Raw genomic sequence first — 12,569 nt, forward strand, 5'->3', positions numbered from 1 at the left:
CTCCTAGGCGGTGTGCCTGTCCCTGCGCCACGCATTGGGCGGTTCCTGGGCAACCGGCAGGGCCGCCAGGATGCCCCGAAGGATGCTTTGTGGCGTATCACCTGAGCTTGCCGCTTTGCGGTCCAGGATGATCCGGTGGGCGAGCACCGATTCGGTAACGTCCACTACGTCGTCCGGGAGAACAAAGTCCCGGCCGTCCAACGCGGCGGTTGCCTTGGCTGCACGCAACAGCTGCAACAAGGAGCGCGGGCTGGCACCAAGGCGCAGACGGGCACTGTCGCGGGTAGCCCGCCCGATAGCCACGGTGTACTCCTTGATGGCCGTGGACACATACACCTGCTGGACGGCAGCGATCATGGCCGCGACGTCGGCGGCAGTGACCACGGGGGTCACTTTGGCCAGGGGAGAGGAAGCCTGGTGCGTCTCCAGCATTTCGATCTCGGCTTCCTTGTCGGGATAGCCCATGGAAATCCTGGCCATGAAACGGTCCCGCTGGGCTTCGGGCAGCGGGTACGTGCCCTCCATCTCAATGGGGTTCTGAGTGGCGACCACCATGAAGGGCAGGCCCAGCTGATAGGAATGCCCGTCAACGGTGACTTGATGCTCTTCCATGCACTCAAGAAGCGCGGACTGGGTCTTGGCCGAAGCCCGGTTGATTTCGTCGCCGATCACAATGTTCGCGAACACTGCACCGGGCCGGAACTCAAATTGCCGGGACGACTGGTTGTAAATGGAGACACCGGTGACATCTGACGGAAGGAGGTCCGGCGTGAACTGGATGCGGGAGACGGTACAGTCCACGGTCCGCGCCAGTGTCTTGGCCAGCAGGGTCTTGCCGACGCCGGGAACATCTTCCAGCAGGAGGTGGCCTTGGGCCAGCAGAACCGTCAACGCGAGTTTCGCGGCGTCGGCCTTGCCATCAATGACCTTGTTGATGGATCCCAGGATGCGTTCGCTGGCATCGTGGAAGCGTTCCGCATCCATGACCTGCGGCCTGTGTCCATTGAGTGCTGCACCTTCCCGCGGCAGGGTACTGTAAGCCTCGCCCTGGAACGGGGTAGGTTCAACGGATACTTGTCGCTTGGACTCCATGGATTGCCCTTCAGCCGTGGCCACTGCACCAGCAATCTTGATGACGTGTTGCTGTTCTTGACCGTCTGTCCGTTCCAGACTACCCAGACATTGGCCGCCGCTGACATAGTGCTCAGGAATTTATGTGCCGAGTGGAATTTACCTCTGCCCACCCGGCCGCTGCCTCAGGGGGACCATGGTCCGATTAAGGTGGGAGCATGTGTAATTCGCTCGCCCCTGTTGCGTACCGTGCGTCATCCGAGGATACAGATTCCCGCAAGGAATACCCGCCGGCACCTGAACCCCTCCCCGTTCCGGTCATGGACAACCACACGCACCTGGATTTCCGGCACGGACTGATCGAGGTCCCGGTCCGCGACGCGATGGACTCGGCTGAGGCCGTAGGTGTGCAAGGCGCTGTGCAGGTGGGTTGCGATTTGGAGTCGTCCCGCTTCACAGTGCAGGCAGTGGACGCGGATCCGCGCCTGCTCGGTGCCGTAGCAATCCACCCCAACGACGCCCCGGTGTACGCCGGGCGCGGTGAACTGGAGTCGGCGCTCGCAGAGATCGAAGAGCTGGCAGCCCACCCGCGGATCCGCGCCATCGGTGAAACGGGATTGGATTTCTTCCGGACCCACGGGGAAGGGCTGGTGGCCCAGCGGTACTCGTTCCGGCGCCACATCGACATCGCCAAACGGTTGGGGCTGACTTTGCAGATCCACGACCGCGACGCCCACGACGACGTGGTGAAGGTGTTGATGGAGGAAGGTGCCCCGGAGCGGGTGGTGTTCCACTGTTTCTCCGGAGACGAAGAACTGGCCCGGATCTGCAACCAGAATGGGTGGTACATGTCGTTTGCGGGCACCATGACGTTCAAGAATGCCGGGAACCTGCGCGCAGCGCTGGCCATCGCCGAACCACAGCGGATCCTGGTGGAAACCGATTCGCCGTTCTTGACGCCCCACCCGTACCGTGGCCGGCCTAACGCGAGCTACATGGTTCCTTACACCGTCCGGTCCATGGCGGAAGTGACCGGTGATGACCTCTCCGAGCTCTGTTCGCGTTTGGCGGAAAACACGCTCCAGGCCTACGGCTCATGGGCCTGAGGCGCTCCTTCGAGGCGCCTTCCCCGTGCCCGAAATGAATACCCGGTATGCAGAAGTCTTGGTTGGTTTATAACAGATCGGTTACTGTGTTAAACAAGTAGCCGGGGTCGGGGAAGGCCTTCGGACAGCTGGGCCGGTTGAATCCGGCCTTCATCAGTTGAATGTAATTGGCGGCGCAGATGCCGGCAGCAAGTGTGGGACCAGGCTTTGTGCCTGGCCCCTCCGTTTTGCCGCTGGCATTATTTCTGTGCTTTTCCCCGTGCCCGGATGGTCTGAGAGTTATGGGCAATCGTGATCAAGTTCTTCACAACGGATGGCAAGTTCAGCTTCCTCAAAGTCGGTGCCCAGTTGCTGGTTGTTGCAGCGCTGGTGGTCGGAGTTGTCGCGTTTGTGGGCAACAACAAGACTGTCACCCTCAACGTGGACGGCAAGGTAAGTTCCATCCAGACCTTCGGCGGCACAGTTGACCAGGTGGTCAAGGCGGCCAAGGTTGAGCTGAAGGACGCTGACAGGGTCTCTCCCGCCCTCGACGCCCGTGTGGATAACGGCTCCGTGGTCAACATCAACCTCGCGAAGGCGGTGTCCATTGAATTGGACGGCGCGCGCAAGACCGTGAACACGAACGCCCCCGATGTCGCCGCACTGGTCAGCGAACTTGGAGTGGCAAGCTCCTCCGAAATCTCCCAGCCGAAGGAAGCATCGCTGGAAGTCACCGGTTCCTTCGTCTCCATCTCAACTCCCAAGACCATCAGTGTTGTTGCCGACGGCAAGGACACCACCACCACCACGACGGCGGCCGACGTCGCCACCGTGCTGAAGGACACCGGCGTCACCGTCGGCGCCAACGACCGCATCTCACAGCCTGGCAACGCGCCCATCGTTCAGGACATGGTGATCAAGGTCTCCCGCGTGGACACCAGCAAGACCGCAGAAGCCACGGAGGAAGTGCCCTTCGAAAGCGTGAAGACCGAAACTGCTGAGCTGTTCAAGGGCGAAGAGAAGGTTACCCAGGAAGGTGTGGCCGGTTCGCTGGTCAAGACGTTCAAGCTGGTCCTGGTTGACGGGCGTGAAGCGTCACGAGCCCTCGTCTCAAGCAATGTCACCACCAAGCCGGTGACCGAAAAGGTCAGCGTGGGCACCAAAGCCCGCCCGGTAGCTGCTCCGGCCAAGGCAGCCGCAACCTCCAGCGGCCCCACGGGTGCACCGAACGAAGCTATGTGGGACAGGATTGCCCAGTGTGAGTCCGGTGGAAACTGGTCCATCAACACCGGCAACGGCTACTACGGCGGCCTCCAGTTCTCCAGCCCGACGTGGCTGGCCAATGGTGGCGGAGCCTACGCTCCCAACGCCAGCCTGGCCACCAAGGCACAGCAAATTGATATCGCCAACCGCCTCTACGCCAAGAACGGCCTCCGCGACTGGGGCTGCGCGCACGCAGCCTGACCCTCCACAGGCGATACGATACCTAGGTGACTGAACCGAATTCCGAACCCGCCGCCGTCGCGCCTTTGCTGGGCGCCACAGACATCCGACGGCTTGCCGAGGAAATCGGTGTACGCCCTACGAAGACCCTTGGGCAGAACTTTGTGATTGACGGCAACACCATCCGCAGGATTGTGGCGGCCGCCAACATCGACTCCGATGAAACCGTGCTGGAAGTCGGCCCTGGACTTGGCTCGCTGACCCTCGGCTTGCTGGACGCAGCCAAGACTGTTGTGGCGGTGGAGATCGACCCGGTGTTGGCGGAGAAACTGCCGGCGACTGTGCGTGCCTGGCGGCCCGGAGCGGAAGACAACTTCCACCTGGTGCTCTCCGACGCCATGAAGGTCACCGAACTGCCCGTGCCTCCCACGGCACTGGTGGCAAACCTGCCGTACAACGTTGCGGTCCCCGTGGTGCTTCACCTCCTGCAGCACTTCCCGAGCCTGCAGCACGGCCTGGTCATGGTGCAGGACGAGGTAGCTGACAGGCTTGCTGCGACTCCCGGGTCCAAGATCTACGGTGTTCCCTCCGTGAAGGCCGCGTGGTACGGGCACATGCGCAAAGCCGGTGTCATAGGCATGAACGTGTTCTGGCCTGCGCCCAAGATCCATTCGGGACTCGTGGCTTTCACACGCCACGATCCGCCCCGGACCCATGCCACCCGCGAGCAGGTCTTCGCCGTTATCGATGCTGCATTTGCCCAACGCCGGAAAACCCTTCGGGCGGCGCTGGCCGGCTGGGCCGGGAGCGCCGCTGAGGCAGAACGGTGCCTGGTTGCGGCCGGCGTGGACCCCACCGCGCGCGGCGAAGTCCTGGATATCTCCGCCTATGTCAAGATCGCCGAAGCCCGCCACCCCGTGGACGCATGAACCCGGGCACCCGCAAACCCAGCAGCCTCCCGTTCGCGGGGGACCGCTTCCATGCCCGGACAGTCCGCGTCAAAGCGCCCGGGAAGGTCAACGTCTCCCTGAGCGTCGGACCGCTGCGGCCTGATGGCTACCATTCGGTGGCCAGTGTCTACCTTGCCGTTTCCCTCTATGAGGAAGTGGCGGCTACCAGCACCGAGGCACAGGGAATCACTGTCAGCATCAGCCCCGACAGCACGCTTGACCTCGACGGTGTGGACATTCCGCTGGATGAGCGGAACCTCGCCTACAAGGCCGCGGCCATCATGGCCGAAATGTCCGAGAAGCCCACCGGTGTGCACCTTGAAATCACCAAGCGCGTGCCGGTGGCCGGTGGCATGGGCGGCGGTTCAGCGGATGCTGCGGCGACCCTGCTGGCCTGCGATGCCCTGTGGAACAGCGGACTGTCCCGCGAGGAACTCGCGCATCTGGCGGCAGAGTTGGGGGCAGACGTGCCGTTCTCGCTCCTGGGGGGCACCGCCGTCGGGCTGGGCGTGGGCGACAAACTCTCCCCGGCCCTGGCCAAAGCCCAGATGGACTGGGTGCTGGTCTTTGCAGATTACGGGCTCTCGACACCTGACGTCTTCCGGACCCTTGACGGACTGCGGGATTCCGAGGGCGTGGACATTCCGGCACCAGTGGCCGTGGACCCCACCATCCTCCAAGCGCTCCGTCATGGAGACCCTGAGACCCTCAGCCGGGTGTTGATCAACGACCTTCAGAGGGCTTCCATCACGTTGGCGCCACAACTTCGCGACACCATCGGACTGGGCGAAGCACGCGGTGCCCTGGCAGGAATGGTCTCTGGCTCCGGCCCCACTATCGCTCTGCTTGCCCGCGACTCCGTTTCAGCCAGTGTCCTCGCCGAAGAGTTGACCCACCGCGGCCACACTGCCTTGGCGGTCCACGGCCCGGTGCCCGGCGCCCGGATCATCTCCGATACCCTCCTTTAGTACCTCCGCATTCCAGCAGTAGAAAGTAGTACCCATTGGCCCATCTGCTTGGCGGCGAAAACCTCACCGTTTCGTTCGCGACCCGCACTGTCCTCGACGGCGTCACCCTCGGTTTGGAGGATGGCGACCGCATCGGCATGGTGGGCCGTAACGGCGACGGCAAATCGACCCTCATGCGCCTGCTCGCCCTGCGCTCGACGCCGGACTCCGGACGGGTCACCAAACGGGGCGATGTCAACGTGGGCTACCTGGACCAAGGCGACGTGCTCGACGGCGACCTGACAGTGGGCGCTGCGATCGTCGGCGACCGCGCGGACCATGAATGGGCCGCCAACGCCAAGATCCGGGAAGTCATGGGCGGACTGGTGGGCGACGTCGACTGGCACGCCAACGTCCACGCCCTTTCCGGTGGCCAAAAGCGCCGCGTTGCGCTGGCCAAGCTCCTCATCGAAGACCACGACGTCATCATGCTGGACGAACCCACCAACCACCTCGACGTCGAAGGCGTCGCCTGGCTGGCCCGGCACCTGAAGACTCGCTGGCGCGCCAACCAAGGCGCGTTCCTGGTGGTCACCCACGATCGCTGGTTCCTCGACGAGGTCTGCAATTACACCTGGGAAGTCCACGACGCCATGGTGGACATGTTCGACGGCGGATACGCCGCGTACGTTTTGGCCCGCGCCGAGCGTGACCGCATGGCGTCCGTCGTCGAAGGTAAACGCCAGCAGCTCGTCAAAAAGGAACTCGCGTGGTTGAGGCGCGGCGCCCCCGCCCGGACCGCCAAGCCGAAGTTCCGCATCGAAGCCGCCAACGACCTCATTGCCGACGTGCCCGATCCCCGCGACTCGGTGGCGCTCAGCAAGATGGCCACCGCACGTCTCGGCAAAGACGTGCTGGACCTCGAGAACATCACCCTGGACTTCTTGGGCGGCGAGAGCGGGCAGAAGCTCTTTGACAACATCACGCTGCGGCTCGCACCGGGCGAACGCCTTGGCCTGGTGGGTGTCAACGGTGCCGGAAAGTCCACCCTGCTGAAACTGCTCAACGGCGAAATCCAGCCGACCTCCGGCAAAGTCAAGCGCGGCAAGACCGTGGTCACCGCCGTGCTCACCCAGGACGTCAAAGAACTCGACGACGTCTCCGACCTGCGCGTCATTGAAGTCATCGAACGCGAAAAGCGGTCCTTCAGCGTGGGTGGCAAGGAATTCACCGCAGGCCAGCTCGTGGAACAACTCGGGTTCACCAAGGAAAAGCAGTGGACACCCGTCAGCGATCTCTCAGGTGGTGAGCGCCGCAGGCTCCAACTCCTGCGCCTCCTGGTAGGGGAGCCCAACGTCCTCATGCTCGACGAACCAACCAACGACCTCGACACCGACACCCTGGCCGCCGTCGAAGACGTCCTGGACGGCTGGCCCGGGACCCTGGTGGTTGTCAGCCACGACCGTTACCTGCTGGAACGCGTCACCGACAACCAGATGGCGTTGCTCGGCGACGGAAAACTCCGTGGCCTGCCGGGTGGCGTCGACCAGTACCTCGAGCTGCGTGAAGCCGCCCTTGCATCCGGCGCTGTTGGTGGGGGCTCCGGCGCGCCGACCTCTGCCAGCGGGTCCTCTGCTTCCGCTGCTGCTCCGTCCGGTGCCAGCGAAGCCGAAAAGCGGGAGGCCCGCAAGGACCTCAACAGGATCGACCGCCAACTCGGCAAGATCTCGCAGCAGGAAGAGAAGCTCCACACCCAAATGGCAGCGAAGTCCGAATCCGGCGACTTCGATGCCTTGGGGGAACTCAACGCCAAGCTGCAGGAGTTGCTCGAGGAAAAGGAAGGGCTGGAGCTGGAGTGGTTGGAGGCCGCTGAAACCCTCGGCGAGTAGAGGGTGGGGCCGCCTTCCGACGCTCTCTCACATCCCTCGGGCTTGCGGCCGACCCTCCTGCACATCCCTCGGGTTCGGGTGGATGCTATTGCGTCCCTTCGTAGCCTATGAGCCAGTGGAGGCCGTGGCGGTCCACTACTTGACCGTCTGATGCACCCCACGGCTTCGGTGCGAGTGGGTCCAAAATTCGGCCGCCGTCCGACAATTTGTCGAACCATTCATGAAGAACTTCGGGATCGGCAGCTCCCAACAGCGCGAGCATCGCGCCTTGGATTTTGACTGTCGTTTCACCGCCGGCAGCGTCGGATCCGAACAAAGAGACCGCACCGCTCAGGACCCCATGGGCGATGGCATCCGACGGACCGTCCGTGCGGTTGAAGTCCTCAAAGCTGTGCAAGGAAAGCTCACCGCCGAAGATCTTCGCGTAAAAGCCAAGCGCCTCGCGGGCTGTTCCGGGAAAAGTGATATAGAGCTGGGGTGCCGTCATGAGCTCATCCTACGAACCAGTACCATGGCACACACCCTTGACACCTCGCCAACCCGCCATCCCCTTCCAGCCCAACGACGACAATGCCTCGACGGTCGAACCCGAGCCCACATGGGAGGTGAGAGAGGGTTGGGTTTAAGGGCGTGGGATGTGAGAGAGCGTGCCTTGAGGGCGACGGCGCTGTGGGGGTGACCAAGGGAGGGACCTAAGCCTCGGAACGCAGCCCGGGCTCCTTTTGCAATCCGGTGAGGCCGTTCCATGCCAGGTTCACCAGGTGGGCGGCGACGGCGCGCTTGTCCGGCGTGCGGCTGTCGAGCCACCACTGGCCGGTCATTGCCACCATCCCTACCAGCATCTGCGCATACATGGCACCGTCTGCGGCGCTGAACCCGCGGCGGGCGAATTCGTCGGACAGCAGGTGCTCCACCCGGGCAGTGACGTGGGAGAGCAGTGTGGAAAAGGCGCCTTCGGGCTGCGATGGCGGGGCGTCACGCATGAGGATCCGGAATCCGTCGGTGCGGTCTTCGATGTAGCCAAGGAGGGCCAGGGCTGCGCGTTCCACCAGTACCCGGGGTTTGGCTTCGGTACTGAGGGCTTCGGTAATGGAGTCCAGCAGGATCCGGAATTCGGTCTCCACAACCTGCCGGTACAGGCCTTCCTTGGAGCCGAAGTGCTCGTAGATGACGGGCTTGGAAACTCCCGCGCTGGCAGCGATTTCCTCAATGGTGGTGCCGTCCAGGCCGCGGGCAGCGAAGAGTGCGCGGCCAATGCCGATGAGCTGGGATTTGCGCTGCTGGCCGGTCATCCTGATGCGGACTGCAGGGCCGGTGGAAACCTGGTCCAAGGGTGCAACGGTGTCCTCGGGCCGGGGGAGTTCAGTGCGCTTGCTCACGTGACCATCATGCCTTACCGGCCGGTTACAGGCCCGGCATGGCGGGTCGGAAAGGGGCGCGGGAGGCATCGCGGAGTGCGCCGGGGCCGGGGTGCCGGGCGGTCAAGTCGCGAAGCATGCAATGGTCATGGCAAACTAGATTCTTGTGTGTGCATCCCGGTAGCCCGGGAAACCGTCAAGCCCTGCTGCTTGATGGTGTGAATCATGCACGGTCCGCTCTGGTGTAATGGCAGCACCCCGGCCTTTGGAGCCGTGGAGTATAGGTTCGAATCCTATGGGCGGAACGGTCGGAAAATGCGCTCCTCTCTGTACCTGGAACGGCTCGAACGGTGCCTGGGTCCATTGGGATGGCAGCATTCCGAAGCCGGGTTACCCGGGACATACCGAGCAAGGAGAGCCAGTACGTGAGCCCCGAATCCACCGGTCCCGCAGCGGTCATAGTTTTGGCCGCAGGCGCTGGAACGCGCATGAAGTCCCGGACCCCCAAGATTCTCCACGAAATTGGCGGACGCTCCATGGTGGGCCACGCTCTCCTGGCAGCCCGTTCCATCACTCCGCTGAAGCTGGCGCTTGTTGTCCGGCACGAGCGCGACCGCGTGGCCGAGCACGTCACCGGGCTGGATCCCGAAGCATTGATTGTTGACCAGGACGATGTCCCCGGTACCGGTCGCGCAGTGGAGGTGGCCCTCAAGGCCCTCGACGCCGAAGCCGAACTTACCGGCACCGTCGTAGTGACGTACGGCGATGTTCCGCTCCTGACGGGCGAACTGCTCGGCGAACTCGTTACCACCCACGAGGCCGAGGGCAACGCTGTCACGGTACTCACCGCGGTCCTGGACGACGCCACGGGCTATGGCCGGATCCTCCGCGCCGAAGACGGAACTGTCACCGGCATCCGTGAACACAAAGATGCGAGCGAGTCCGAGCGCAGCATCCGCGAGGTCAACTCCGGTATCTACGCCTTCGATGCCGCCGTGCTGCGCACCGCGCTGGCGAAGGTGACCACGGACAACGCGCAAGGCGAGATGTACCTCACTGACGTCCTGGGATTGGCGCGCGACGCCGGTGGCCGGGTTGCCGCCGTCGTGACCGAAGACCGCTGGCAGGTTGAAGGCGCCAACGACCGCATCCAGCTTTCGGCGCTGGGCGCCGAGCACAACCGCCGCATCATCGAATCCTGGATGCGTGCCGGCGTGACCGTGGTTGACCCGGCCACCACCTGGATCGATTCGACGGTGACCCTCGACGAAGACGTCCGTCTGCTGCCCAACACCCAACTGCACGGTTCCACCACAGTGGCCCGCGACGCCGTCGTGGGTCCTGACACCACCTTGACCGATGTCAACGTGGGCGAGGGCGCGAAGGTGATCCGCACGCATGGTTCCGGTTCAACCATTGGCGCCAAGGCGAGCGTAGGACCGTTCACGTACCTCCGCCCGGGCACGGTGCTGGGGGAGACCGGCAAGATCGGCGCGTTCTACGAAACCAAGAACGTGACCATCGGCCGCGGTTCGAAGCTGTCCCACCTGGGCTACGCCGGCGACGCGGAAATCGGTGAGGACACCAATATCGGCTGCGGCAACATCACGGCCAACTACGACGGCGAGAAGAAGCACCGTACGGTCATCGGCTCGGGCGTCCGCACCGGTTCCAACACGGTCTTCGTTGCTCCCGTGACGGTAGGCGACGGTGCCTACAGTGGCGCCGGGGCCGTCATCCGCAAGGATGTTCCCGCAGGCGCCCTCGCCCTCAGCCTGGCCGCGCAGCGGAACGCCGAAGGTTGGGTCATTGCCAACCGTCCGGGGACCTCTTCCGCTGCTTTGGCTGAAGCCGCCCAGGAACCGGCGTCCGCCTCCACATCCTCACAATCCCCGGCAACCATAGAAGAAGGCAAATAGGCATGAGCGAAATTACCGCACACGGAGAGAAGAAATTAATTCTCGCCGCCGGAAGGGCACATCCGGAGCTGGCGCAGGAAATCGCGAAGGAGCTGGAGACTGAGCTCCTGCCCATCGACGCCTACGACTTCGCCAATGGGGAAATCTACGTCCGTTCGGCCGAGAGCGTGCGAGGCACCGATGCCTTCGTCATCCAGGCCCACCCGGCACCGCTGAACAACTGGCTGATGGAGCAGTTGATCATGATCGACTCCCTGAAGCGCGCCTCTGCCAAGAGGATCACGGTTGTTTCGCCGTTCTACCCCTACTCCCGCCAGGACAAGAAGGGCCGCGGCCGCGAGCCCATCTCGGCCCGCCTGGTTGCCGACCTGTACAAGACTGCCGGCGCGGACCGCATCATGTCCGTGGACCTGCACACCTCGCAGATCCAGGGCTTCTTCGACGGCCCCGTTGACCACCTCATGGCCATCCCGCTGTTGGCTGACTACATCCGCACCAAGGTTGAGGCTGACAACATCACCGTTGTTTCCCCCGACACTGGCCGCGTCCGCGTTGCCGAGCAGTGGGCCGAACGACTGGGCGGCGCCCCGCTGGCGTTCGTGCACAAGAGCCGCGACCTCACGGTTCCCAACCAGGCTGTTTCCAAGACCGTTGTTGGCCAGGTGGAAGGCCGCACCTGCGTCCTGATCGATGACATGATCGACACCGGTGGAACCATCTCCGGTGCTGTCCAGGTCCTGAAGAACGCCGGTGCCAAGGACGTCATCATCGCCTGCACCCACGCGGTCTTCTCCGACCCCGCGGCGCAGCGCCTGGCCGATTCCGGCGCCCGCGAAGTCGTGGTCACCAACACGCTGCCCATCCCTGCCGAGAAGCGCTTCCCGTCATTGACGGTGTTGTCGATCGCACCGCTGATTGCACGCGCCATCCGTGAAGTGTTCGACGACGGTTCGGTCACCAGCCTGTTTGACGGCAAGGCATAAGACTGCCTGAATCAGAACGGGCCATCCGCTGCCTCCGGGCATGCGGGTGGCCCGTTCTGCTGCCCGTTTTCATGTTGGACGTGTTCCGCTGCTAAACTCTTGGGGATACCTTGGCGAGGGAGAGCACATCCGGTCCACGTTGCGTGGGCCTGGGTTGCGGGTCTCCGTTATCGACTGGGTCTGCATCTCCTTCGACACAGGCGGAACGGCTGCGCAGCGGCCGCCCTCAGCCGGGCGTAGAAGGTCTCCAGACCTCCGCCCTTGCTGATAGACCAGCCCGGATTTTACCGGGCGCCACAGTAATCAAGGAGTACACATGTCTGAGCAGAAGCTCACCGCAGAACTGCGCACCGAATTCGGCAAGGGTTTCGCCCGCCGTGCACGCATGGCCGGCCAGATCCCGGCTGTCATCTACGGCCACGGCGCAGAGCCGATCCACATCAACCTGCCGGGCCGCGCCACCACGCTGGCAGTGCGCGTTTCCAACGCCCTTCTGGCGATCGACGTCGAGGGCGAGCAGCACCTGACGCTCGTCAAGGACATCCAGCGCGATCCCGTAAAGCAGATCATCGAGCACGTTGACCTGCAGACCGTGAAGGCTGGCGAGAAGGTTACCGTCGACATCGCGATCCACGTTTCAGGTGAAGTTGCTCCGGGTGCTGTTGCCAGCCTCGAAGCCACCACGGTTTCCCTCGAGGCTGAGGCAACCCACGTTCCCACCGCCGTCGAGGTCAGCATCGAAGGCCTCAAGGCCGGCGAGAGCATCCACGCTTCCGACCTCGTCCTGCCGAAGGGTTCCACCCTCCTCACCGAAGGCGACACCCTGGTGGTCCGCATCGCTGAGACCGCTTCCGAGGCTGAAGAAGAAGCACCGGCCGCTGAGTAGTCTTGTGACTGCTTGAGGCGCAAGCCGTTGAGTGGCCG

The 12,569-nt window shown here is 63.6% G+C and carries 11 protein-coding genes and 1 tRNA gene; 9 read left to right on the forward strand and 3 right to left on the reverse strand.

The annotated features are described in order from the left end of the window. Positions 1-3 precede the first annotated feature (3 nt). Positions 4-1,092, reverse strand: a complete 1,089-nt coding sequence (locus AYX22_RS07245; protein WP_207596828.1) for a MoxR family ATPase — start codon at positions 1,090-1,092, stop codon at positions 4-6. A 197-nt stretch (positions 1,093-1,289) separates the two neighbouring features. On the opposite strand from AYX22_RS07245, the gene AYX22_RS07250 reads away from it, so the two are divergent. The 5 genes from AYX22_RS07250 to AYX22_RS07270 all read left to right on the forward strand — a co-directional run bounded on the left by AYX22_RS07250 (position 1,290) and on the right by AYX22_RS07270 (position 7,385). Next, complete coding sequence (locus tag AYX22_RS07250) at positions 1,290-2,177, forward strand: TatD family hydrolase (RefSeq protein ID WP_207596829.1); 888 nt, start codon at positions 1,290-1,292, stop codon at positions 2,175-2,177. A gap of 291 nt (positions 2,178-2,468) precedes the next feature. Continuing rightward, positions 2,469-3,620, forward strand: coding sequence for a resuscitation-promoting factor (locus tag AYX22_RS07255; RefSeq protein ID WP_207596830.1), 1,152 nt, complete (start codon positions 2,469-2,471; stop codon positions 3,618-3,620). Positions 3,621-3,646: 26 nt separating this feature from the next. Further along, complete coding sequence (gene rsmA, locus AYX22_RS07260; protein ID WP_207596831.1) at positions 3,647-4,528, forward strand: 16S rRNA (adenine(1518)-N(6)/adenine(1519)-N(6))-dimethyltransferase RsmA; 882 nt, start codon at positions 3,647-3,649, stop codon at positions 4,526-4,528. Next, positions 4,525-5,517, forward strand: a complete 993-nt coding sequence (locus AYX22_RS07265; RefSeq protein WP_207596832.1) for a 4-(cytidine 5'-diphospho)-2-C-methyl-D-erythritol kinase — start codon at positions 4,525-4,527, stop codon at positions 5,515-5,517. Before rsmA ends, AYX22_RS07265 begins: the two co-directional genes overlap by 4 nt. Positions 5,518-5,552: 35 nt before the next feature. Next, complete coding sequence (locus tag AYX22_RS07270; protein ID WP_207596833.1) at positions 5,553-7,385, forward strand: ABC-F family ATP-binding cassette domain-containing protein; 1,833 nt, start codon at positions 5,553-5,555, stop codon at positions 7,383-7,385. An 85-nt stretch (positions 7,386-7,470) separates the two neighbouring features. Here the strand turns inward: AYX22_RS07270 and AYX22_RS07275 are convergent, their stop codons facing one another. Both AYX22_RS07275 and AYX22_RS07280 read right to left on the reverse strand, forming a co-directional pair. Then, the gene (locus AYX22_RS07275) at positions 7,471-7,872 is read right to left on the reverse strand and encodes a VOC family protein (RefSeq protein WP_207596834.1); all 402 of its coding nucleotides are present in this window, start codon (positions 7,870-7,872) and stop codon (positions 7,471-7,473) included. Between the two features lie 205 nt (positions 7,873-8,077). Beyond that, positions 8,078-8,677 (reverse strand): TetR/AcrR family transcriptional regulator, encoded by a 600-nt coding sequence (locus tag AYX22_RS07280; RefSeq protein WP_026542776.1) that lies wholly within the window; start codon positions 8,675-8,677, stop codon positions 8,078-8,080. Positions 8,678-8,976: 299 nt separating this feature from the next. Here AYX22_RS07280 and AYX22_RS07285 point away from each other — a divergent pair. The 4 genes from AYX22_RS07285 to AYX22_RS07300 all read left to right on the forward strand — a co-directional run bounded on the left by AYX22_RS07285 (position 8,977) and on the right by AYX22_RS07300 (position 12,531). Next, positions 8,977-9,048 (forward strand) — tRNA-Gln (locus AYX22_RS07285). A gap of 120 nt (positions 9,049-9,168) precedes the next feature. Next, entirely contained in the window at positions 9,169-10,662 is a 1,494-nt protein-coding gene (gene glmU / locus AYX22_RS07290; RefSeq protein ID WP_207596835.1) for a bifunctional UDP-N-acetylglucosamine diphosphorylase/glucosamine-1-phosphate N-acetyltransferase GlmU, read from the forward strand. Between the two features lie 2 nt (positions 10,663-10,664). Next, positions 10,665-11,645 (forward strand): ribose-phosphate diphosphokinase, encoded by a 981-nt coding sequence (locus AYX22_RS07295; RefSeq protein ID WP_011774071.1) that lies wholly within the window; start codon positions 10,665-10,667, stop codon positions 11,643-11,645. 316 nt (positions 11,646-11,961) lie between these two features. Continuing rightward, the gene (locus tag AYX22_RS07300; RefSeq protein ID WP_207596836.1) at positions 11,962-12,531 is read left to right on the forward strand and encodes a 50S ribosomal protein L25/general stress protein Ctc; all 570 of its coding nucleotides are present in this window, start codon (positions 11,962-11,964) and stop codon (positions 12,529-12,531) included. The last annotated feature ends 38 nt before the right edge of the window (positions 12,532-12,569 follow it).

The sequence above is a fragment of the Arthrobacter sp. D5-1 genome (assembly GCF_017357425.1).
Classification (GTDB): Bacteria; Actinomycetota; Actinomycetes; order Actinomycetales; family Micrococcaceae; genus Arthrobacter.

Excerpts from the sequence above, each read along its gene's own strand:
- AYX22_RS07245 (WP_207596828.1), bottom strand. The coding sequence starts at position 1,092 with ATGGAGTCCAAGCGACAAGTATCCGTTGAACCTACCCCGTTCCAGGGC.
- AYX22_RS07250 (WP_207596829.1), top strand. The coding sequence starts at position 1,290 with ATGTGTAATTCGCTCGCCCCTGTTGCGTACCGTGCGTCATCCGAGGAT.
- AYX22_RS07265 (WP_207596832.1), top strand. The coding sequence starts at position 4,525 with ATGAACCCGGGCACCCGCAAACCCAGCAGCCTCCCGTTCGCGGGGGAC.
- AYX22_RS07275 (WP_207596834.1), bottom strand. The coding sequence starts at position 7,872 with ATGACGGCACCCCAGCTCTATATCACTTTTCCCGGAACAGCCCGCGAG.
- AYX22_RS07280 (WP_026542776.1), bottom strand. The coding sequence starts at position 8,677 with ATGACCGGCCAGCAGCGCAAATCCCAGCTCATCGGCATTGGCCGCGCA.
- AYX22_RS07295 (WP_011774071.1), top strand. The coding sequence starts at position 10,665 with ATGAGCGAAATTACCGCACACGGAGAGAAGAAATTAATTCTCGCCGCC.
- AYX22_RS07300 (WP_207596836.1), top strand. The coding sequence starts at position 11,962 with ATGTCTGAGCAGAAGCTCACCGCAGAACTGCGCACCGAATTCGGCAAG.